18 protein-coding genes are annotated in these 21270 nt (G+C 72.0%); 12 read left to right on the forward strand and 6 right to left on the reverse strand.

The window, feature by feature from the left end; all coding sequences use genetic code 11:
• The 5 genes from ACTWQC_RS28170 to ACTWQC_RS28190 all read left to right on the forward strand — a co-directional run.
• Positions 1-725: carbohydrate kinase family protein (locus ACTWQC_RS28170; protein WP_443318637.1), on the forward strand; the 725-nt coding region annotated here is incomplete at its 5' end.
• A gap of 174 nt (positions 726-899) precedes the next feature.
• Complete coding sequence (locus ACTWQC_RS28175; protein WP_443318638.1) at positions 900-1901, forward strand: PhoH family protein; 1002 nt, start codon at positions 900-902, stop codon at positions 1899-1901.
• Positions 1902-1929: 28 nt separating this feature from the next.
• Entirely contained in the window at positions 1930-2427 is a 498-nt protein-coding gene (gene ybeY, locus ACTWQC_RS28180) for an rRNA maturation RNase YbeY (protein WP_443318639.1), read from the forward strand.
• A gap of 13 nt (positions 2428-2440) precedes the next feature.
• A complete protein-coding gene (locus ACTWQC_RS28185) occupies positions 2441-3814 on the forward strand; it encodes a hemolysin family protein (RefSeq protein WP_443318640.1) in 1374 nt (457 codons plus the stop codon).
• 117 nt (positions 3815-3931) lie between these two features.
• Complete coding sequence (locus ACTWQC_RS28190; RefSeq protein ID WP_443318641.1) at positions 3932-4285, forward strand: cytidine deaminase; 354 nt, start codon at positions 3932-3934, stop codon at positions 4283-4285.
• On the opposite strand, the gene ACTWQC_RS28195 is transcribed toward ACTWQC_RS28190, so the two are convergent.
• The 3 genes from ACTWQC_RS28195 to ACTWQC_RS28205 all read right to left on the reverse strand — a co-directional run bounded on the left by ACTWQC_RS28195 (position 4272) and on the right by ACTWQC_RS28205 (position 10892).
• Positions 4272-6263, reverse strand: a complete 1992-nt coding sequence (locus tag ACTWQC_RS28195) for an ABC transporter ATP-binding protein (RefSeq protein WP_443318642.1) — start codon at positions 6261-6263, stop codon at positions 4272-4274. The genes ACTWQC_RS28190 and ACTWQC_RS28195 overlap by 14 nt on opposite strands.
• Positions 6264-6288: 25 nt before the next feature.
• The gene (locus ACTWQC_RS28200) at positions 6289-7569 is read right to left on the reverse strand and encodes a lanthionine synthetase C family protein (RefSeq protein WP_443318643.1); all 1281 of its coding nucleotides are present in this window, start codon (positions 7567-7569) and stop codon (positions 6289-6291) included.
• A gap of 77 nt (positions 7570-7646) precedes the next feature.
• Entirely contained in the window at positions 7647-10892 is a 3246-nt protein-coding gene (locus tag ACTWQC_RS28205) for a lantibiotic dehydratase (protein ID WP_443318644.1), read from the reverse strand.
• 652 nt (positions 10893-11544) lie between these two features.
• Between ACTWQC_RS28205 and era the strand changes: the two genes are divergently transcribed.
• A complete protein-coding gene (gene era / locus ACTWQC_RS28210) occupies positions 11545-12486 on the forward strand; it encodes a GTPase Era (protein WP_443318645.1) in 942 nt (313 codons plus the stop codon).
• Positions 12487-12540: 54 nt separating this feature from the next.
• Here the strand turns inward: era and ACTWQC_RS28215 are convergent, their stop codons facing one another.
• Both ACTWQC_RS28215 and ACTWQC_RS28220 read right to left on the reverse strand, forming a co-directional pair.
• Complete coding sequence (locus tag ACTWQC_RS28215; protein ID WP_443318646.1) at positions 12541-12807, reverse strand: protealysin inhibitor emfourin; 267 nt, start codon at positions 12805-12807, stop codon at positions 12541-12543.
• 27 nt (positions 12808-12834) lie between these two features.
• Complete coding sequence (locus tag ACTWQC_RS28220; RefSeq protein ID WP_443318647.1) at positions 12835-13938, reverse strand: M4 family metallopeptidase; 1104 nt, start codon at positions 13936-13938, stop codon at positions 12835-12837.
• A gap of 297 nt (positions 13939-14235) precedes the next feature.
• Between ACTWQC_RS28220 and leuA the strand changes: the two genes are divergently transcribed.
• From leuA to ACTWQC_RS28240, 4 genes are all read left to right on the forward strand, one after another.
• Positions 14236-16020 carry a 2-isopropylmalate synthase gene (leuA, locus tag ACTWQC_RS28225; protein WP_443318648.1) on the forward strand — a complete coding sequence of 595 codons (1785 nt, stop codon included), beginning with the start codon at positions 14236-14238 and terminating at the stop codon, positions 16018-16020.
• A gap of 273 nt (positions 16021-16293) precedes the next feature.
• The gene (locus ACTWQC_RS28230; RefSeq protein WP_443318649.1) at positions 16294-16968 is read left to right on the forward strand and encodes a TerB family tellurite resistance protein; all 675 of its coding nucleotides are present in this window, start codon (positions 16294-16296) and stop codon (positions 16966-16968) included.
• 96 nt (positions 16969-17064) lie between these two features.
• Positions 17065-17811, forward strand: coding sequence for a DNA repair protein RecO (recO, locus tag ACTWQC_RS28235; RefSeq protein WP_443318650.1), 747 nt, complete (start codon positions 17065-17067; stop codon positions 17809-17811).
• A gap of 36 nt (positions 17812-17847) precedes the next feature.
• On the forward strand, positions 17848-18678 hold the full coding sequence (locus ACTWQC_RS28240; RefSeq protein WP_443318651.1) for an isoprenyl transferase: 831 nt from the start codon (positions 17848-17850) through the stop codon (positions 18676-18678).
• Between the two features lie 71 nt (positions 18679-18749).
• Here the strand turns inward: ACTWQC_RS28240 and ACTWQC_RS28245 are convergent, their stop codons facing one another.
• Complete coding sequence (locus ACTWQC_RS28245) at positions 18750-19112, reverse strand: SCO5918 family protein (protein WP_443318652.1); 363 nt, start codon at positions 19110-19112, stop codon at positions 18750-18752.
• A 300-nt stretch (positions 19113-19412) separates the two neighbouring features.
• Between ACTWQC_RS28245 and ACTWQC_RS28250 the strand changes: the two genes are divergently transcribed.
• Together ACTWQC_RS28250 and ACTWQC_RS28255 are read left to right on the forward strand one after the other, a co-directional pair.
• Positions 19413-19616, forward strand: a complete 204-nt coding sequence (locus tag ACTWQC_RS28250) for a cold-shock protein (RefSeq protein ID WP_443318653.1) — start codon at positions 19413-19415, stop codon at positions 19614-19616.
• 212 nt (positions 19617-19828) lie between these two features.
• Positions 19829-21268 carry a DEAD/DEAH box helicase gene (locus tag ACTWQC_RS28255; protein ID WP_443318654.1) on the forward strand — a complete coding sequence of 480 codons (1440 nt, stop codon included), beginning with the start codon at positions 19829-19831 and terminating at the stop codon, positions 21266-21268.
• Positions 21269-21270: the final 2 nt, after the last annotated feature.

Consider the following 21270-nt stretch of genomic DNA (forward strand, 5'->3'; position numbering starts at 1 on the left):
CGTACGAGGGCGAGCGCACGATGGTCTCGCACGGCCACGAGGCGCCCCCTCCCGACCCCGCCTCCGACTGCCCGCCCCCGTCCCGCGCCTGCGTCGCCTCGCTGGCCCCCGGCCGCCAGGAGGACTGGATCACGTCCGCCGCGGGCCGCGGCAGCCGGATCTTCGCGGACGTCGGCTGGGACGACACGGGCCGCTGGGAGCTGTCGGCGCTCGCCGACCTCGGGCGCTGCGAGGCCTTCCTCCCCAACGCCGAGGAGGCGATGCGGTACACCCGCACCGACAGCCCGCGCGCCGCCGCCCGCGCGCTCGCCGACAAGGTGCCGCTGGCCGTGGTGACGCTGGGCGCCGAGGGCGCGTACGCCGTCGACGGCGGTACCGGCGAGACCGCCGCCGTGCCCGCCATCGCGGTCGAGGCGCTCGACACGACCGGCGCCGGGGACGTCTTCATGGCGGGCTTCGTCACCGGCACGCTGGCGGGCTGGCCGCTCGCCGACCGGCTCGCCTTCGCGGGCCTGACCGCCGCCCTGTCCGTCCAGGAGTTCGGCGGCTCGCTCTCCGCCCCGGGCTGGGTCGAGATCGCCGCCTGGTGGCAGCACGCGAAGTCCTACGACGACCAGGTGGCCGCCCTGCGCCACTACGGGTTCCTCGACGACCTGCTGCCCGCGGCCGCGCGCCCCCTCCCGCTGCGCCGCGCCGTCCCCACGATCGGGTTCCGGCAGCGCTGAGCCCGGGCCGTGCAGCGCCGGAACCGGACGGTGAACGCCGGAACCGGACGGTGAAAAGCCCTCGGGTGTTGTCGGTGCTCCGTCGTAGGCTTGGAGTATCAAGGGGCCGCACGGACCGGCGTGCGGCACGTCGAGCACACAGAAGGCGGGGTCAGCAGGCCAGAGAGCCGGCCCATGACTCAGACACCCACACGTTCGCAGGCAACCGCCCACTTCACCGTCTCGCCCAAGCACCCCATGGTGATGGTTCTGGGGTCCGGTGACTCTCTTCTGCGCGTGATCGAGAAGGAGTTCCCGTCGACCGACATCCACGTGCGCGGCAACGAGATCAGCGTGACCGGGGACTCCAAGGAAGTGGCGCTGGTCCAGCGTCTGTTCGACGAGATGATGCTGGTGCTCCGCACCGGGCAGCCGATGTCGGAGGACGCGGTGGAACGCTCGATCGCCATGCTGCGCGAGGAGGCCAGCGCGGCGGGAGCGGCCGAGACCCCCTCCGAGGTGCTCACCCAGAACATCCTCTCCAGCCGCGGCCGCACGATCCGCCCCAAGACCCTCAACCAGAAGCGGTACGTCGACGCCATCGACAAGCACACGGTGGTCTTCGGCATCGGCCCCGCGGGCACCGGCAAGACCTATCTCGCCATGGCGAAGGCGGTCCAGGCCCTGCAGTCCAAGCAGGTCAACCGGATCATCCTGACCCGTCCCGCGGTCGAGGCGGGCGAGCGGCTCGGCTTCCTGCCCGGCACGCTCTACGAGAAGATCGACCCGTATCTGCGCCCGCTCTACGACGCGCTCCACGACATGCTGGACCCCGACTCGATCCCGCGGCTGATGGCGGCCGGGACGATCGAGGTGGCCCCGCTGGCGTACATGCGCGGCCGGACGCTCAACGACGCGTTCATCATCCTCGACGAGGCGCAGAACACGAACCCCGAGCAGATGAAGATGTTCCTCACCCGGCTCGGCTTCGACTCCAAGATCGTGATCACGGGTGACGTCACCCAGGTCGACCTGCCGGGCGGCACGAAGAGCGGCCTGCGCCAGGTGCGGGAGATCCTCGACGGCGTCGAGGACGTCCACTTCTCGATCCTCAACAGCACCGATGTGGTCCGGCACAAGCTGGTCGGCCGTATTGTCGACGCGTACGAACAGTACGACAGCCGCAACGAGCAGTGACATCACCGAAAGAGCCAGACACAGCGCAATGTCGATCGACGTCAACAACGAGTCCGGCACGGACATCGACGAGCAGGCGATCCTGGACGTCGCCCGCTACGCCCTCGCGCGGATGCGGATCCACCCGCTCTCCGAGCTCTCGGTGATCGTCGTCGACGCCGCCGCCATGGAGCAGCTCCACATCCAGTGGATGGACCTGCCGGGGCCCACGGATGTCATGTCCTTCCCGATGGACGAGCTGCGCCCGCCCGCGAAGGACGACGAGGAGCCCCCGCAGGGGCTCCTCGGCGACATCGTGCTGTGCCCCGAGGTGGCGCGGAAGCAGGGCGAGGAGGCGCCGACGCAGCACTCGATGGACGAGGAGCTCCAGCTCCTCACCGTGCACGGCGTCCTGCACCTGCTCGGTTACGACCACGAGGAGCCCGGCGAGCGGGCCGAGATGTTCGGTCTGCAGAAGGCCATCATCGACGGCTGGCGCACCGAGCGCGGCGTCGCGGGGCCCTCCCCGGCGCCCACCACCCGATGACGGGACGGACACGATGACCGGGCAGTTCATCGCGGCGGCCGTGCTGCTGGTCGTGATCGCCTGGCTCGCCGCCTGCGCCGAGGCGGGCCTGGCCCGTACGACCCGCTTCCGCGCCGAGGAGGCCGTGCGCTCCGGGCGGCGCGGCAGCGCCCGGCTGCTCGCGGTCGCCGACGACCCGACCCGCTATCTCAATGTCGCGCTGCTGGTCCGGGTCGCCTGCGAGATGGGGGCGGGCGTCTTCGTCACCTACGCCTGCCTGCGGGAGTTCGATCAGACCTGGGAGGCGCTGGCCGTCGCGCTCGGCGTGATGATCCTCGTCTCCTACGTCGCCGTCGGCGTCTCGCCGCGCACCATCGGCCGCCAGCACCCGCTGAACACCGCCACCGCCGCGGCGTACGTCCTGCTGCCGCTCGCCCGCGTCATGGGCCCGATCCCGCAGCTGCTGATCCTCCTCGGCAACGCCTTCACGCCCGGCAAGGGCTTCCGCAAGGGCCCCTTCGCCTCGGAGGCCGAGCTGCGCGCCCTGGTCGACCTGGCGGAGTCGGAGCAGCTCATCGAGGACGAGGAGCGCCGCATGGTGCACTCGGTCTTCGAGCTGGGCGACACCCTCGTCCGCGAGGTGATGGTGCCGCGCACCGACCTCGTCGTCATCGAGCGCGCCAAGACCATCCGCCAGGCCCTCACCCTCGCCCTGCGCTCCGGCTTCTCCCGCATACCGGTGACCGGCGAGAGCGAGGACGACATCGTCGGCATCGTCTACCTCAAGGACCTGGCCCGGAAGACGCACATCAACCGGGAGGCCGAGAGCGACCTGGTCTCCACCGCGATGCGGCCCGCCACCTTCGTGCCCGACACCAAGAACGCGGGCGACCTGCTGCGCGAGATGCAGAAGGAGCGCAACCACGTCGCGGTCGTCATCGACGAGTACGGCGGGACGGCCGGCATCGTCACCATCGAGGACATCCTCGAGGAGATCGTCGGCGAGATCACCGACGAGTACGACCGCGAGCTGCCGCCGGTGGAGGAGCTGGGGGAGGAGCGGTACCGCGTCACGGCCCGGCTCGACATCGGCGACCTGGGCGACCTGTACGGCCTCGAGCTGGACGACGAGGACGTGGAGACGGTCGGCGGGCTGCTCGCCAAGTCCCTCGGGCGGGTACCGATCGCGGGCGCGACGGCCGAGGTGGACCTCTCGGAGGAGGCTCCCTCCGGCTCGGCCGGTGGGGGCACCCCCAGCGGTAGCTGGGGGAGCAACCCCACCGGCCCCGCGCTCAAAGCCCTGCGCCTGACCGCTGAGTCCCCTGCGGGCCGCCGGAACCGGATTGTCACGGTGCTGGTGGAACCGGTCCGCTCCACGGAGGCGGGCGCCGGCGTGGAGGCGCCGTAACCCCGCGGATCTGGAGAATTCCGCCGCCGAGGTGGCCCGGGTCTGAGGCTCCGCCCCAGACCTCAGGGGCCCAGGGGCGTACGCCGGGCCGGGCGGTCGGCTCTCTATGATCGCCCCATGACCGACAGCGATGCCCTGGACCCCGAAGACCGCAAGATCATCACGCTGGCCCGCTCCGCGCGGGCGCGGAACGCCGTGCCCGAGGGCGCGGCCGTACGGGACGAGACCGGCAGGACCTACGTCGCCGGGACCGTCGATCTCGCGTCGCTCAAGCTCAGCGCGCTGCAGACCGCTGTCGCGATGGCCGTGGCCAGTGGCGCCACGTCCCTGGAGGCCGCGGCCGTCGTCACCGATGAGCCCGCCGCCGCCGACGCCGACCGCGCCGCCGTACGCGATCTGGGCGGCCCGGACACGCCCGTCCTCCTCGCCGCCCCCGACGGGACCCTCCGCGCCTCCGTCACCGCGGGCTGAGCCCGTCCGCGGCCCGGTCGCCCTGCCCGTCCGGGCCGCTCGCGTACTGCGCGGCCTGGAGGCGGTACAGACGGGCGAAGTGCCCCTCGCGGTCGAGGAGTTGGGGGTGAGTGCCCTCCTCGATGAGATGTCCGCGGTCGAGTACGTAGATGTGGTCGGCGTGCCGGACCGAGGCGAGCCGGTGGGTGATGAGGACGACGGTGTGGCCCTGCGCCGCCAGGGCGCGGATCTTGTCGAACGCCTCGATCTCGGCTCTGGGGTCCAGGGCCGCGGTGGGCTCGTCGCAGATCAGCAGGGGCGCGGACCGGTAGTGGGCGCGGGCGAGGCCGAGCCGCTGCCACTGACCGCCGGAGAGCTGCACGCCGCCGGTGAAGGCGCGGTGGACCAGGCTGTCCCAGCCCTTGGGCAGGGAGTCGACGATCCGGCGGACGTCGGCGTAGTCGGCGGCGCGGTCCAGGGCGTGTTCGTCCAGGGGGCTGTCCGGGCGGCCGATGACGACGTTGGCCCTCGCCGTGAACGGCCAGCGCTGGAAGTCCTGGGTGACCAGGGCGACGCGGTCGAAGAGCTGACGGCGGTCGAGCTCCCTGGCGTCGACACCGTCCCAGGTGATGCGGCCGGTGTCCGGTTCGTAGAGCCCGGCGATCAGTTTGGCCAGCGTGGTCTTGCCCGAGCCGTTCTCGCCGACCAGGGCCACCACCTGGCCGCGCCGCAGGGTCAGGCTGACGCCGTGCAGCGCCGGTTCCGTGCGGCCCGGGTAGCTGAAACCGGCCTTCTCCACCCGGACCACCTCCGGCTCCCGGGGGACGGCGGCGCCTCCCGCCGGGATGGCCCGCCGGTCGGCCTCGGTGTGCAAGGAATCCAGATCCTTCAGGAACAGCCCCTCCTCGTACAGGTGGTTGACCTGGAGCACCAGCGCGGAGAGGTTGCCGGTGGTGGTCCGGATCGCGATCACGGCGGTGCCGGCGACGGCGAGCGGCAGCCCTCCGCCGATCAGCAGCAGGCCCAGTACGGCGTACGTCCCGGCGGTGGCCAGACCGGACAGGGCCGACGCCGCCAGATCGGTCCGGGCCTGCTTGCCGGCCAGGCGGGTCTGCTCGGCCTCGGCGGCCACGGCCATGCCCGCGTAGTGCTCCAGCAGGAACGCGCCCGCACCGTGCACCCGCACCTCCTGGGCTGCCTCCTGCTGGGTGAACAGACCGGCGAGCAGATGGCTGGCCCGGGAGTGCTCCAGCCAGGCCTGCACCGACTCGTACCGGCGGCGCGCGGTGCGCACCGCGGCCCACCCCCGGGGCACCGCGATCAGGCCCAGCAGCGGAAGCAGTACGGGGTTCAGGACCGTGAGAACCCCGGCGGCGGCGATCAGCGCCGCCACGGCGTCGATCACGCCGACGCAGTAGCCGATCATGCGGCGGGCCGAGGCCGTGGCGTGCTGGGCGGCGTCGAGAAGCCGGTGGAACCCCGCGTCCTCGATCGCCGCCAGCTCCACGCGCGCGGCGTGGTGCAGAAACCTGAGCGTCGCCACGCGCTCCACCTTCGGCTCGAGCCGCCCCGTGGCGGCCGTGGAGAGCGACTGCATGAGGGCGGCGAAGCCCGCGACGGCGCCGAGGACCAGCAGGGACGGGGTGGCGGCCGCCACCTTCCCGGGCGTCGGGCCGCCCGCGAACAGGGCGACCAGCACCTTGTTCGTCGCCAGCAGCCCCGTGGCCTGGGCGGCGGCCTTCCCCAGCGCGGCCACGGCGACCATCAGCAGCGCGGCCCGGTCGGCCGCCCAGGCCAGGCGAACGCTCTCGGCGAGCACCTGCGGCAGCCGGCGCGCCATCGCGGTGAACGACAGGTTCAGCGACGCCAGTTCGTGGCGGCTGAACCCGAGATCCCAGCGCAGGCGGCCGCCGAAGAGCAGCGCCTCGCTCCCGCATGCGCCCGCCTCGCTGGAGCCCTTGCGCGCTCCGGCCGGCCGGCCGAGGCCCGGAAACCTCATCCCGTCACCACATCCCCTTCTCGGTTCAGCTGAGCAGGAGAGCCGCATCCCAGGGGGTGTCCGGCTCGCTGTCCGTCGCGTACGTGTGCAGGGCCAGGGCGATCCCGGCCGCGCCTTCGAGGAAACCGGCCCGGTCACCGGCGACCCGCATGGTCGGGGCCGAGTACCGGTATCCGAACGGGAGTTGGGGGTCGTAGGCGTCGAGGACCGGGGCGGCGAGGTGCGGCAGCTGCGCGGTGAGGCGGCTGTCGCCGCTGTCGCGCGCCATCCGCCAGGTGATGAGGAGCACTCCGGTCCGGCCGTGGCACAGGGAGGAGTCGAAGAGCCCCCGGACGTCGTCGAGTTCCGCGGCGAGCGCGTCGACGGCGGCCCGCTGCCAGTCGGTATGGGACAGGGCACGCCCCGCGAGGTACACCGCCCATGCGACGCCCGGGGTGCCGTAACACCAGGCGGTGCGCCCGGGCGGGAGCGGAACCGTCCGGTCACCGGCCTTCATGTGCCGCTCGAACGGGATCACCCACGGCCACCGCCCTCCGGCCGTCCGCCAGTCGAGCAGCCAATCGCAGACGCGGGTGATGGCCGCGTCCTGGCCGGGGACGCGTACGCCCGCCTCCCGGGCGAGCGCGAGGAGCGCCATCGGCCCGGGGATGCCGTGCGCCAGGCCGAGGTTGAAGTGCCCGCGGGGGTAGTCGGGGTCGTCGTCTGCGGTCGCCGGGCCTCCGCGCACCCACCAGCCGGGAACGGTATGGCCGTGGGCGCTGACCGGTTCGGTCAGCCGGACCAGATAGGACAGGACGCGGGCCAGCAGCTCCTGGTGGCGGGGCCGGTGCAGGAGCAGATAGCGGCCGAGGCCCGTCGCTCCGCTGATCACGTCGTAGGCGTGCATGGGCGCTCCGGCCCGGCCCGCTCGCAGGCGCTCCTCCTCGGCTGCGAGCAGGCGCTCCACTTGTGCCGTCACGCGGTCGTCGAGACGGTCCAGCAGGGTCGCGTAGTCACCCGGGCGGTGCCGCGCCGCCCAGGCCGCGAACGCCAGCGGGGCCGCGCCGTCGAACAGCCCGCCGGAGGTCGGCGCGGCCGTGGCCTGGGCCGCGGTCGACAGGTGCGCGTGCGCGGTGGTGCGGTGCCGGGGAACGGAGCGGGACAGCTCCGCGAAGAGCAGGGCCACACCGGGGTGTCCCTCCGCGAGCGACAGCGGGGCCCACGGGACGCGTACCGGGCCGTCCGGGAGGTGGTCGACGTTCCCGGGGGCGGTCGCCACCGCCGCGACCCGGTCGGGTCCCGCGAGGTGCTCGGTCAGGGCGGTCACGATCTGCCCGGCCCGTTTCCGGACGGCAGACGGCGGTGGGGCGGGGGAACGGCGCGCCGGACGCCGCGGCGCGGCCGTCACAGCGCCCACCTGCGGCGGTCCCGGTGGGCCTGGACAGCGCCCCGGGCCACCGCGCAGGAGGCCCGTTCCCCGTCCCGGTCCGCCCCGATGAGGCGGTTGTGGTGCATGTGGAAGAGCGAGGGCAGGACGTCCTGCGGCGACGTCCAGGCCCGCGGCCCCAGCTCGTACAGGAGCCGCCCGTAGTCGGCGAAGGCACGGGCCCGGTTGTCCCACACCTGCCGCAGGGACGCGCCGCCGGGCTGCTCGCACAGCCCCTCCCAGCCGCCGTACGGGTCGATGAGGCGTACGGCGTCCCGGCGCACGCGCTGGAACGCCGCGTGCGCCTCGCCCTTGGGGAACGCCTCCAGCAGCCAGGTCGCCCACGCGGGCTCCGCGCCCCCGCTCACGCCCTGCGGGTACCAGAACGTACGGGCGAGATCGACGTAGCCCGCCGCCACGAGCAGCAGGGGGTCGACCGTGAGCTGTCCGCCCTGCCGCAGCCCGAGCTGCCGGATGACGGCGACGCTGTCGGCGTGGAACGCGCGCTCGGCGGCTTCCATGGCGTCCGGGCCGCCGTACCGCTCCCACTCCGGGACATAGGTGTCCAGGGTGAGCCGCCACGCCAGGCCCTGCCTGCGCAGCCGGGCCATCCAGTCGTGCAGGCGCGGCAGGACCTCGCCGGCGAGCGTGGCGGGCGGCCCGTGGAAGCGGAATCGCAGATGGTCGTCGTCGTCCCGGTACCGGAGGAAGAACCAGCGGTCGACGCCCGAAGGCAACTCCTCGATCAGCGGGGGAACTTCGGTCGCCAGAAGGTCCGTCTGGCGCTCCTTCGCGCAGTACACCGACGCGTACAGCCACTCGCCGCCGGGCGGGTGCTCGACCGGCGCGGCGCGCGGCACGGCTGGTACGGAGCGCGGCACGGCAGCGGTGCCGGTGCGCCGCGCCACCAGGGGAATGACCAGTTCGTTGCGGTGCGCGCCGCCCGGACCGGTGAGCCAGCCCCACTCGCCTTCCCCCGCCCGGCCTTCCCCCGCCTCGTCCTCCCCCGTCACCAGCGCCTCGTACAGCAGGGCCTCCGGGTGCCGCCCCAGCTCGTGGCGCAGCAGCCGCAGATGCTCCTCGTCGCCGAGGTCCAGTTCCAGCCGGTGGTCGGCGTATCCGGTGCACAGCCGCCGCGGCACCCTCCAGCGGTCCCGCCAGGCGCGCACGGCGGCCGCCCACCGGCCGAACGGGGCCTCCTGGTCGAGGACTTGGGGAGCGGGCCGCCACCGGGCGGGGGCGAGCACGGTACGCCCGTAGCGCACCCGCGGAAGGTACGGCAGGGCCTCGGCCGCTCCCCAGTCCCACAGCCCCCAGGCGCGCTCGCCCGTGGTGGAGACCTCGCGCAGGAAGCGGGCGACGTTCGGTGCGTTCCACTGCGTGGTGAGCATGTGGAACACCGTGGGCACCACCTCCCGGCCGGTGGCGCGGTCCACGACGAACAGCCGGTGCGGGTCGGCGCCCACCAGCAGGCTGTCCACGTCGAGCGTGTGCGGGTCGCCGCGGTCGGCGAAGACGGCGACCGGAATCAGGCGCTCCAGCAGCCGGGGCACCTGGGCCACATTGCCGCTGCGCGAGTTGGGGGACGGGAACGTCAGCTGCGCCCGCGCCGCTCCGGGCGAGCGCGTGCCGATGGTGCGCGCCAGCTCCCCCAGCGCGGCTCGGGCGCCCTCGGGCAGCAGATGGGCGAACCGGCCGGAGACCGCGCCCGCCTGCGCGGCCCCGCCGACCACGACCAGGCGGAACCGCCCTTCCTGCAGCGCCGTGGGCGAGTCGGCCAGGAGCTGGGTGAACAGCTCCACCGACCCGGGCGGGACCCCCGTGTCGCGGGAGAGCCGGGAGACCACCGGGTCCTCGGCGTCGTCGGTCAGTACGATTTCGGGCTCGCCGGCCAGGACCGCCTCCTCGGCGAGCCCGGCCAGCACCGCGTCCCGCTCGGGGTCCCGGCGGTGGGCCGGACGCGGGGAGCGGCTGCTGCGCGGGCGCACATAGCCGGCCGGTGCCCCCAGCCCGATGCCGGGGTCGAGCAGTTCCTTCACCGGAACGAGGCGGTCGCTGCCGTACCGCTCCAGGAAGTCCGCGTGGTAGTCCGCCAGGGGGCCGTGGTCGCCCCACCGGGGGCCCAGCCGCCACAGCAGCCCGGCCGCCCGCTCGGCCTCCTCGGCCACCGTCCGCGGCAGCCGTACGTCGGCGTCGACCGCCAGATCCACCTGCACGAGCTGCTCTCCGGCGCGCAGGCGGCCCATCCGGGCGGTCAGTTCGCGCCAGGCCGCGCGCCCATCTCCCAGGGGGCGGGCGCAGTAGTCGGACAGGCGCCGCCGGATGTCCCGCAGCGGCGGGAGGTCGGGCGGCGAGGAGGAGTCCGGGAGGTCCGCGAGCCGGTTCAGGACGTACGCGAGCGGATCGGTCTCCTCCAGCGGCGGGCGCAGGTCGGTGAGGAGGATCTCCTTCCCGATCAGCCGCCCGAGCATGGCAGCGGCAGCGCCCCGGGGTGCGGCCGGAAAGGCCGCCGACAGCCGCCGTTCCAACTCGGCGTACGGCACGGGAGCGCGGGCGGCTTCCCGTACGGCGCGCACCGCGGTGGTGTGCCGCACGCTCACCTCGTGGACGGCTCGCCCCTCGCCGCCGCCTCCCGCGGTGTCGGGCAGATACGGCAGGACCAGCCGGTCACCGCGCACGAAGCAGAGGTTGTTGACCGTCACCCGCAGCTGCCGGAGTACCTCGGGGCGCTCCTCCCACCCCGTCACCAGGCCCATCAGCCACTTCCGGTCGGGCCGGGCGGCGCGCCGGTGCCCTTCCCCCAGCCGCACCTTGACCTCGGCCGGGTCGTCGACGAACTCGGCTGCCGCGACACCCGCCATCAGCCCGAAGGGCGTGCAGCGGGTCGCCATCCGCAGCCGGTAGCGGGCCAGCGCCCGCGCCGCGCGCCGCAGCGCGGCCAGGTCCGGCAGCTCGCAGCCGCTCTCGGCGCCGCGGCTCTCGCCATCGCCCCCGGCCCCGGCGATCCGGTCCAGGCTGCGCGCCAGGGACGGGCTCGAGACCGCGACGGCCTCGCGCACCAGCGGATCCGCCGCGAGGCGGCGGATCCGGTCGACCAGTTTTTCCCCGCCCGCCAGGGAACCGTCCGCGGCTATATCGCACGTTTCCCGGGCGCGCCATTCCGGGTGAACCGGCGCCCGCAGCAACGCGGAACCCGGACAGGAGAAAAGGGAATCAGTGCTCATAAGCCCTCTCGGTCTGTGCTCGGTATTTCGGGTCGGGCATCGATCCGTATGAGTGGGGTGCCTTTCCACAGAGAGGAAAGGAACCCCACCACGGTCACTGGGGGCCACCCCCGGCTGCTTGCACTGCGGGCAGGTGAGGCAGGTGCCGCAGAAGGTGGCGCAGGTGTCACCACAGGTGGCCGGGCACGAGAGGCAGGTGCCGCAGAACGTGGCGAACCCCGTGGCGTGAGGGGCGTTGTCCGGGGTCACCTCGGCGGTTTCGCGGATGTCCAGATCGAAGACATCCTCGGCCGTCTCGTTGACGACAGCGGAGATCGGCATGGTCTTTCCCTCCTTTCCGTGTCTCGAATACTGAATTGTCGATGGGGAGCTCCGGCTCGCTTGCGCAAACGTTCCCAGCGTTGCGCCTTCCCATGGGTAACCCAATAGCAGTAAGGCCATTTAACTCATCCGAAGGAAATTCCCGAGAGGAGTGTTTAAATGCAGGTCGCTGGCCTATGCTCTACCTGCTGTGACCTGCGGAAACGTCACCATCGAAAAGCGCCGGGGAATTCCACCGGCGCAGCGCCCCCCGAATTCCCGCTCCCATTTCGGCCGCCCGCGGCCCGCGATGCGTACGGAGGAGCCATCCGCATCGGGGAGAATGGTCGCCATGAGTGCACCTTCCTCCCCCGCCCAGGCCTCCCACCGCGCGGGCTTCGCGTGCTTCGTCGGCCGCCCCAACGCGGGCAAGTCGACCCTGACCAACGCCCTGGTGGGGACGAAGGTGGCGATCACCTCCACGCGGCCGCAGACCACCCGGCACACCGTCCGCGGCATCGTGCACCGCCCCGACGCGCAGCTCGTCCTCGTCGACACCCCGGGACTGCACAAGCCCCGCACGCTGCTCGGCGAGCGGCTCAACGACGTCGTACGGACGACGTGGGCCGAGGTGGACGTCATCGGTTTCTGTCTCCCCGCGGACCAGAAGATCGGCCCGGGCGACCGGTACATCGCCACCGAGCTCGCCGGAATCCGGAAGACCCCCAAGGTCGCGGTCGTCACCAAGACCGACCTGATGGACTCCGACCGGCTCGCCGAGCAGCTCATCGCCGTCGACCGGCTCGGCAAGGAGCTGGGCGTCGAGTGGGCCGAGATCGTGCCTGTGTCGGCCGTAGGCGACAAGCAGGTCGGGCTGCTCGCGGACCTGCTCGTTCCGCTGCTGCCCGAAGGCCCTGCGCTCTACCCGGAGGGCGACCTCACCGACGAGCCCGAGCAGGTCATGGTCGCCGAGCTGATCCGCGAGGCCGCGCTGGAGGGCGTACGGGACGAGCTGCCGCACTCGATCGCGGTCGTCGTCGAGGAGATGCTGCCGCGCGAGGGCCGCCCCGCCGACCGGCCGCTGCTGGACGTCCACGCCAACCTCTACATCGAGCGGCCCAGCCAGAAGGGCATCGTCATCGGCCCGAAGGGCGCCCGCCTGAAGGAGGTCGGAAGCACGTCGCGCAAGCACATCGAAGCCCTGCTCGGGACCCCGGTCTTCCTGGACCTCCACGTGAAGGTCGCCAAGGACTGGCAGCGGGACCCCAAGCAGCTGCGGAGGCTGGGCTTCTGAGCCTCGCCGGCCGGGCTTCTGAGCCCGCCGGCCGGGCCGGAGATCGCTCCGAGCCTACGAGCCCTCCTTCAGCACCCGCGTGATCAGCTTCCGCTGCGGCTCGGTGAGCCGCGGGTCGGAGCAGTAGACGGTGCGGTCGTCGATCGTGATCTGGTAGCTGAAGCCGTCGGGCACACCGACCGGGGGCGTGTCCCGGCCGTCGGCCGCCGCCTGCTCGGCCAGGGCGCGCCACTCCTGGGCGTCGGGCCGTCCCGAGGTGTCCACCTCGGCGTGGCGGTCGATGCCCGCGAACCCTCCAGTGCGCCTCACGTGAATTCGCATGGGTTCATCAGTACCCGCTTAGGCCGGTTACGTCCCAGGGTTCTGCGGCTCCGTCCGCCGCGCCGCCGGTACGCCCACCCGGGACCAGGCCTTCAGCAGCGCCTCCTGCTCCTCGCCCTCGCCGTAGCGGGCCCGCGCGGCGGCGACGGTGAGCCGGGCGAAGTCGGCGAACTCCGCGTCCGCGGCCAGCTCGCCGCCGGTCAGCACGTCGTACCAGATCCGCCCGGCCCGCTCCCAGGCGTGCCCGCCCAGGCTCCGGGCGGCGAGGTAGAAGGCGTGGTTCGGGATGCCCGAGTTGATGTGCACCCCGCCGTTGTCGCTGCTCGTGCGGACGTAGTCGTCCATCGTGGCGGGCTGCGGGTCCTTGCCGAGGACGTCGTCGTCGTACGCCGTCCCCGGGGCCTTCATCGAGCGCAGCGCCACCCCGCTGACGCGCGGGGCGAGCAGCCCGGCGCCGATCAGCCAGTCCGCCTCGCCCGCGGTCTGGCCGAGCGCGTACTGCTTGATCAGCGAGCCGAAGACGTCGGACACGGACTCGTTGAGCGCGCCCGACTGGCCGAAGTACTCGAGATTGGCGGTGTACTGCGTGACGCCGTGGGTCAGCTCGTGGCCGATGACGTCCACCGGAATCGTGAAGTCGAGGAAGACCTCGCCGTCACCGTCCCCGAAGACCATCCGCTCGCCGTCCCAGAAGGCGTTGCCGTAGTCCTCGCCGTAGTGGACGGTCGCGTCCAGCGGCAGCCCCTCGCCGTCGATGGAGTTGCGGGCGAACTCCTTGAGGTAGAGCTCGAAGGTCGCGCCGAGCCCGGCGTAGGCGCGGTTGACGGTCGCGTCCCGCACCGGCTCGTCGCCCTCGCGGCGCACCTCGCGGCCCGGCAGCTCCTCGCGGTGCTCCGCGTCGCAGATGGTCCGCTCAGGCCGGTCGGAGGGGCCGCGCCGGGGGGCTGCGGCGAGTGGGCCCGCGACCGTGGTCAGCCGGCGGCGGGTGCGCTGCGAGGCGTCCCGCTCCAGCGTGCGGCGGGCAGGCCCGGCGAGCGCCGGGTCGCCCGACCTGGCGAGCCGGTCGAGGAGGTGGGGCGGCACGATCGTGCAGAAGACGGGTTGGGTGGCATGCGTGAGATATGCGGTCATGCTGCGCAATGTGGCACATGGTCATGGTCCTGTCACCCATGGCGACGGCAGTTAGTGAAATGGAGTGATTCATCACTCTTCAGCGGTCACCGCCGACACGTCTTGCATACTGAAACGGACTCGGTTCACCCGCGCAGCTCGGTTAGGCTTCTGCGCATCATGCGTTTCGGGCTGCTTCTCCTTAGCTGCCGCGGCGAGGGCCTGTAGTCGTAGGCCGACCCCCTCCCCGCGGAGTCCGGTGTTGCCCACCGCCGCCCCGTCGGCCGTCGAAGCCCATTCGACAGGAGCCCAGCCCACATGACGACCGCCCCGAATTCCGCATCCGCGAATTCCGTAGGCCGCCCCACCCCCATCACGGCAGCCGGTGTCACGCAGAAGCCGTCCGGGATGCCGATCCACAAGTACACGCCGTACGAGGCCGTGGACATCCCCGACCGCACCTGGCCGGACAACCGCATCACCAAGGCCCCCCGCTGGCTGTCCACCGACCTGCGGGACGGCAACCAGGCGCTGATCGACCCGATGTCGCCCGCCCGCAAGCGCGCGATGTTCGACCTCCTGGTGAGGATGGGCTACAAGGAGATCGAGGTCGGCTTCCCCTCCTCCGGCCAGACGGACTTCGATTTCGTCCGCTCGATCATCGAGGAGGGCGCGATTCCGGAGGACGTGACGATCTCCGTCCTCACCCAGGCCCGAGAGGAGCTGATCGAGCGCACGGTGGAGTCGCTGCGGGGCGCTCACCGGGCCACGGTCCACCTCTACAACGCGACCGCTCCGGTCTTCCGCCGGGTCGTCTTCCGCGGTACCCGCGAGCAGGTCAAGGCCATCGCCATCGACGGCACCCGGCTGGTGACGGAGTACGCGGAGAAGCTGCTGGACGACCGGACGGCCTTCGGCTACCAGTACAGCCCGGAGATCTTCACGGACACCGAGCTGGACTTCGCGCTGGAGGTCTGCGAGGGCGTCATGGACGTCTGGCAGCCCGAGGACGGCCGCGAGATCATCCTCAACCTGCCCGCCACCGTGGAGCGTTCGACGCCGAGCACGCACGCCGACCGCTTCGAGTGGATGTCGCGGAACCTGTCGCGGCGCGAGCACGTCTGCCTGTCCGTGCACCCGCACAACGACCGCGGTACGGCCGTGGCCGCCGCCGAGCTGGCCATCATGGCGGGCGCGGACCGCATCGAGGGCTGCCTGTTCGGGCAGGGCGAGCGGACCGGCAACGTCGACCTGGTGACGCTGGGCATGAACCTCTTCTCCCAGGGCGTCGACCCGCAGATCGACTTCTCGCAGATCGACGAGATCCGCCGTACTGCCGAGTACTGCAACCAGATGACCATCCACCCGCGCCACCCCTACGCGGGCGACCTGGTCTACACCTCCTTCTCCGGCTCCCACCAGGACGCCATCAAGAAGGGCTTCGAGTCGATGGAGGCCGACGCGGCGGAGCAGGGCAAGACGGTCGACGACATCGAGTGGGCCGTGCCGTACCTGCCGATCGACCCCAAGGACGTCGGCCGGTCGTACGAGGCGGTCATTCGCGTCAACTCCCAGTCCGGCAAGGGCGGTATCGCGTACGTCCTGAAGAACGACCACAAGCTGGACCTGCCGCGCCGGATGCAGATCGAGTTCTCGAAGATCATCCAGGCGAAGACCGACGCCGAGGGCGGCGAGGTCACGCCGAAGGACATCTGGGACGTCTTCCAGGACGAGTACCTGCCGAATCCGGACAACCCGTGGGGCCGCATCCAGCTGCGGGCCGGGCAGACCACGACCGACAAGGACGGCACGGACACGCTGACCGTCGAGGCCGTGGTGGACGGGCAGGACACGGTCCTGGCCGGCACCGGCAATGGTCCGATCTCGGCGTTCTTCGAGGCGCTGGCGGCGATCGGCGTCGACGCCCGGCTGCTGGACTACCAGGAGCACACGATGAGCGAGGGGGCCAGCGCCCGCGCCGCCGCGTACATCGAGTGCGCCATCGACGGCAAGGTCCTGTGGGGCATCGGCATCGATCCCAACACGACCCGCGCCTCCCTGAAGGCGGTCGTCTCGGCGGTCAACCGAGCCGCTCGCGCCTGACGGGGTCCGCCGGCCGTCCCGCCGCGGCCGCGTGCCCGACTCGTTTTTTCAGCCCCTGCCCGCCCGGGTGCAAAACGCCCAGGCGGGCAGGGGTTGTGCAATTGCGGGCCCGGGTCCGGGGCCGTTTCCCTCGGCAGGGGGTGCTGACGGCACATCATCGATGTGGTTAACATCACCTCCAACACGGCGCCGTTGCCGAAGAGTCACCGAGCAGCAGCGGACCGTGTCGGGACGAGTCGGGAAACTCTTGGGCCTACGCGCCGGAGGTGCGCTATGCAGCGCGTGTGGGGAGTGCGCACGACCTGGCGCACGGTCGGAGACGGCGAGTTCTTCTGCCCCGACTGCGGGGGCGACCGCAACTACCGCCGCCGCACCGGCCGTCGCCGCCTCGCCGTGCTCGGACTCCCGCTCCTCCCGCGCGGATCCGCGGCCCCGGTCGTCGAATGCTCCTGCTGCCGCGGCCGCTTCGGCGCCGACGTGCTCGACCACCCGACCACCCACCGCTTCTCCGGGATGCTCCGGGACGCCGTGCACACCGTGGCCCTCGCCGTCCTCGCGGCGGGCGGCGCGCAGGACCGCTCGGTCCGCGAGGCCGCGGTCGGCGCGGTGCGCGGCGCCGGGTTCGAGGACTGTACGGGCGAGCAGCTGCTCGCGCTCGTCGAAGCGCTGGCAGCCGACACCGGGCGCCTGCCGTGCCGCTTCGAGGACGGCGTGAAGGGCGGCACCGCGCTCACCATCGAACTCCATGAGTCCCTCGAGCCCCTGGCCCCGCACCTCGCACCCGCCGGGCGCGAGGGCATTCTGCTGCAGGGCGCCCGGATCGCCCTCGCCGACGGGCCGTACAGCCCGGCCGAGCGGGAGGCCCTGGCGGCCCTCGGCCGCGCCCTCCTCATCGGTCCGGAGGACACCGACCGCCTGCTGGCAGCCGCGGCCCGCACGCCGTCGTAGGCCCGTCCCGGAGTCGTACGGGCCTGTGGCGTACGGAGGGACCCGGGTTCGCCCCCGACGGCCCGAGCCGCCCCTTCCGTACGGGACAATGGCCGCATGAGTCTGTTCCGCGACGACGGCATCGTGCTGCGCACCCAGAAGCTGGGGGAGGCGGACCGGATCATCACGCTGCTCACCCGCGGTCATGGGCGCGTACGGGCCGTGGCGCGCGGCGTGCGCCGGACCAAGTCGAAGTTCGGGGCGCGGCTCGAGCCGTTCTCCCACGTCGACGTGCAGTTCTTCGCGCGCGGCAGCGAACTCGTCGGCCGCGGGCTGCCGCTGTGCACGCAGAGCGAGACCATCGCTCCGTACGGTGGCGGCATCGTCAGCGACTACGCCCGCTACACCGCGGGCACCGCCATGCTCGAGACCGCCGAGCGGTTCACCGACCATGAGGGCGAGCCCGCCGTACAGCAGTACCTGCTGCTGGTCGGGGCGCTGCGCACACTCGCCGCCGGCGAGCACGCCCCGCATCTCGTCCTCGACGCCTTCCTCCTGCGCTCCCTCGCCGTCAACGGCTACGCGCCGAGCTTCGACGCCTGCGCGCGCTGCGGCATGCCGGGCCCCAACCGGTTCTTCTCGGTCGCCGCGGGCGGAGTGGTCTGCGCGGAGTGCCGGGTGCCGGGAAGCGTCGTACCCTCGGCTGAGTCGCTGACGCTGCTCGGTGCGCTGCTGACCGGCGACTGGGAGACGGCGGACGCGTGCGAGGCGCGGCACGTACGGGAGGGCAGCGGGCTCGTGGCGGCGTACCTCCACTGGCACTTGGAGCGCGGCCTGCGCTCGCTCCGGTATGTCGAGAAGTAGAAGCGCAGGGCCGATGACATGGGAGACGTGAACCGCATGGCACGACGCGGGATTCTGGGCCGTACCCGCCGCGAATACCTGGCACCCGAGCCGCACCCCTCCGGTGCGCGCCCACCGAAGATCCCGGGCGAGCTGGTCCCGAACCATGTGGCGATCGTCATGGACGGCAACGGCCGCTGGGCGAAGGAGCGCGGCCTGCCGCGCACGGAGGGCCACAAGGTGGGAGAGGGCGTCGTCCTCGACGTCCTCAAGGGCTGCCTGGAGCTCGGCGTCAAGAACCTTTCCCTGTACGCCTTCTCGACCGAGAACTGGAAGCGCTCGCCGGACGAGGTGCGCTTCCTGATGAACTTCAACCGGGACGTCATCCGGCGGCGCCGCGACGAGATGGACGCGCTGGGCATCCGTATCCGCTGGGTGGGCCGGATGCCGAAGCTGTGGAAGTCGGTCGTCCAGGAGCTCCAGGTCGCGCAGGAGCAGACCACGGGCAACGACGCGATGACGCTGTACTTCTGCGTCAACTACGGCGGGCGCGCGGAGATCGCGGACGCGGCGGCCAAGCTCGCGGCCGACGTGAAGTCCGGCAAGCTCGACCCCTCGAAGGTCACCGAGAAGACCTTCGCCAAGTACCTGTACTACCCGGACATGCCGGACGTGGACCTCTTCCTGCGCCCGAGCGGCGAGCAGCGCACGTCCAACTACCTGATCTGGCAGAGCTCGTACGCCGAGATGGTCTTCCAGGACGTGCTGTGGCCGGATTTCGACCGGCGCGACCTGTGGCGGGCGTGCCTGGAGTACGCGTCGCGGGACCGCCGCTTCGGCGGCGCACTGCCGAACGAGACCGACGCATCCCAGGGCAGCATGTCCTGACGGGAAATCCGCGCACGGCGACGGACCTCCCGGAGCGGGGACCCGCGCTCAGGGGCAGCGAGGGTGCTGCGTCACCTGCCCGGTTCGGTCGCCGGAGGCCGGCCCGCCGACGGCCACGAGGCCGCGGGCGGCACGACCGGCAAAACGTCCGCGCCGGCGGTGTCGTCCCAGAGGGCGGTGGCCGGGGGAGGAGCAGGTGCGGGCGCCGTCTGGCAGGTGAACCCCAGGCGCTTCATGGCCCGGGTCACCTCGAAGGCGGTGAAGTCGCGGCGGTCCTGGCGGGTGACCAGCGCCCCGACCTGCTTGACCGGGTAGACGGTGCGACCGATACGGACGGAGGCACCGGTGATCGGCTCGGGCCTCACGCCGCGCATCGTCTGCTCCACCTCGCTCGCGGTCAGATCGAAGGGGTAGCCGGCGATGATGCAGCGCATGGTGCCTCAGCTAGGGGGAGGGGGGAGTACGTCGGGCGTACGTCGGTCCGCTCAGCGTCCCACAGTCCTGCCCGGGCGGGAAGCAAATGGGGCCATCCGGAATATCCCCACCCCGCGAAGAAGTGTGCTACCTTGTTGTTAGTTGCAGTTTTGGTACCCATGAAACTTTGTGTGCGCCTGACGGGATGTGACCTTCAGGCGCATTTTGTTTTTCCGATCTCATCGGATGGGGACATACGGCGACGTGGAATCCGCACAGGGCGGGTTCCGGTACTGCTTCCCCTATGAAGGAGATTTCATATGGCCACCGGCACCGTCAAGTGGTTCAACGCGGAAAAGGGCTTCGGCTTCATCGAGCAGGACGGCGGCGGCGCCGACGTCTTCGTCCACTACTCGAACATCGCCACCCAGGGCTTCCGCGAGCTCCAGGAAGGCCAGAAGGTGAACTTCGACGTCACGCAGGGCCAGAAGGGCCCGCAGGCGGAGAACGTCGTTCCTGCCTGAGGCCTGGACGCGCCACACAGCAAGGGCCCGCACCTGATGGGTGCGGGCCCTCGCCCGTGCCATGGCGGCTTTTGCTGAAACCCCGAGGCACCTTTCGCTGAGGTGCCACGCATTCCCATCTCCCGGCCCGTTCCCGCGATTCTCCGACCGGCTCCCAGGCCGCGGATTTCCTGCCCGGTACGCGCCGTCGTCCCGAGGAAGGTTCCTTCCCTTTGAATCGTCGTGCCCGCACCACCCGCCACGCCCGTTCGCAATCCCCTGCACCCGCTCGTGGCCGCGGGGCCGCTCCCGCTCAGAGTGATTTCGCTCTGCCGACCGGAACCACCCCGGCGCTGCCCGCGGCCGGCTCCTTCGCCGAACTGGACATGGATCCGGCCCTGGTGGCCGAGCTCACCCGGCAAGGCGTGACCGTGCCGTTCCCGATCCAGGCCGCGACCCTGCCGAACGCGCTCGCCGGCCGGGACGTACTGGGCCGCGGACGCACCGGCTCCGGCAAGACACTGGCCTTCGGGCTAGCGCTTCTCGCTCGTACGGCGGGAGGCCGCGCGCAGACCCGCCGGCCGCTCGCCCTGGTCCTGGTTCCCACCCGGGAGCTGGCCCAGCAGGTCACCCAGGCGCTCGACCCGTACGCCCGATCGCTGCGGATCCGGATGGCCACCGTGGTCGGCGGCCTGTCGATCGGCCGTCAGGCGGGGGAGCTCCGCACGGGCTCCGAGGTCGTCGTGGCCACTCCCGGCCGGCTGAAGGACCTCATCGAGCGCGGCGACTGCAGCCTGGACCAGGTGCGCATCACGGTGCTCGACGAGGCCGACCAGATGGCCGACATGGGCTTCATGCCGCAGGTCACCGCCCTGCTCCGGCAGGTGCCCGCCGACGGCCAGCGGATGCTCTTCTCCGCGACCCTCGACCGGAACGTCGATGCGCTGGTGCGCCGCTTCCTGACGGACCCGGTCGTCCACTCGGTCGACCCGTCCGCCGCCACCGTGAGCACGATGGAGCACCACGTTCTGCACATCGCGGACGAGGACAAGCAGGCCACCGTCACCCGGATCGCCGCCCGCGACGGCCGAGTGATCATGTTCCTGGACACCAAGCACGCCGCCGACCGGCTCGTCCGGCGGCTGCTGGCCAGCGGCGTACGGGCAGCGGCGCTGCACGGCGGCAAGTCCCAGTCCCGGCGCACCCGTACCCTCGACCAGTTCAAGGAGGGGCACGTCACAGCCCTGGTCGCCACTAACGTGGCCGCCCGGGGCATCCATGTGGACGACCTCGACCTCGTGGTCAACATAGACCCGCCCGGCGACCACAAGGACTATCTCCACCGCGGCGGCCGTACGGCCCGCGCCGGTGAGTCCGGCAGGGTCGTCACCCTGGTCCTGCCGCACCAGCGACGTGACATGACCCGGCTCATGGCCGACGCCGGGATCACTCCTCAGGTCGTACGGGTGCACTCCGGTGACACGGAGCTCACCGACATCACGGGCGCCAGGACTCCGTCCGGCGTCGCGGTCACCATCACGGCTCCGGTGGTCGAGCAGCCCCGCCGGACCGGCGACGGCGGCAACCGCAGGCGCCGCCCGTCCCGGGCGCGCCGCTCCTCATCGGTGGTGGCACGGCAGGCCGGTTCCCCGGCACGCAGAAGGTCGCGCTAGGA

The sequence above is a fragment of the Streptomyces sp. 8N616 genome, from assembly GCF_052246385.1.
Taxonomy (GTDB): domain Bacteria; phylum Actinomycetota; class Actinomycetes; order Streptomycetales; family Streptomycetaceae; genus Streptomyces.

Excerpts from the sequence above, each read along its gene's own strand:
- ACTWQC_RS28215 (WP_443318646.1), bottom strand. The coding sequence starts at position 12,807 with ATGCGAATTCACGTGAGGCGCACTGGAGGGTTCGCGGGCATCGACCGC.
- ACTWQC_RS28195 (WP_443318642.1), bottom strand. The coding sequence starts at position 6,263 with ATGAGGTTTCCGGGCCTCGGCCGGCCGGCCGGAGCGCGCAAGGGCTCC.
- ACTWQC_RS28205 (WP_443318644.1), bottom strand. The coding sequence starts at position 10,892 with ATGAGCACTGATTCCCTTTTCTCCTGTCCGGGTTCCGCGTTGCTGCGG.
- ACTWQC_RS28250 (WP_443318653.1), top strand. The coding sequence starts at position 19,413 with ATGGCCACCGGCACCGTCAAGTGGTTCAACGCGGAAAAGGGCTTCGGC.
- leuA (WP_443318648.1), top strand. The coding sequence starts at position 14,236 with ATGACGACCGCCCCGAATTCCGCATCCGCGAATTCCGTAGGCCGCCCC.
- ACTWQC_RS28245 (WP_443318652.1), bottom strand. The coding sequence starts at position 19,112 with ATGCGCTGCATCATCGCCGGCTACCCCTTCGATCTGACCGCGAGCGAG.
- ACTWQC_RS28190 (WP_443318641.1), top strand. The coding sequence starts at position 3,932 with ATGACCGACAGCGATGCCCTGGACCCCGAAGACCGCAAGATCATCACG.
- ACTWQC_RS28175 (WP_443318638.1), top strand. The coding sequence starts at position 900 with ATGACTCAGACACCCACACGTTCGCAGGCAACCGCCCACTTCACCGTC.
- era (WP_443318645.1), top strand. The coding sequence starts at position 11,545 with ATGAGTGCACCTTCCTCCCCCGCCCAGGCCTCCCACCGCGCGGGCTTC.
- ACTWQC_RS28220 (WP_443318647.1), bottom strand. The coding sequence starts at position 13,938 with ATGACCGCATATCTCACGCATGCCACCCAACCCGTCTTCTGCACGATC.
- ACTWQC_RS28230 (WP_443318649.1), top strand. The coding sequence starts at position 16,294 with ATGCAGCGCGTGTGGGGAGTGCGCACGACCTGGCGCACGGTCGGAGAC.
- ACTWQC_RS28240 (WP_443318651.1), top strand. The coding sequence starts at position 17,848 with ATGGCACGACGCGGGATTCTGGGCCGTACCCGCCGCGAATACCTGGCA.
- ybeY (WP_443318639.1), top strand. The coding sequence starts at position 1,930 with ATGTCGATCGACGTCAACAACGAGTCCGGCACGGACATCGACGAGCAG.
- ACTWQC_RS28185 (WP_443318640.1), top strand. The coding sequence starts at position 2,441 with ATGACCGGGCAGTTCATCGCGGCGGCCGTGCTGCTGGTCGTGATCGCC.
- recO (WP_443318650.1), top strand. The coding sequence starts at position 17,065 with ATGAGTCTGTTCCGCGACGACGGCATCGTGCTGCGCACCCAGAAGCTG.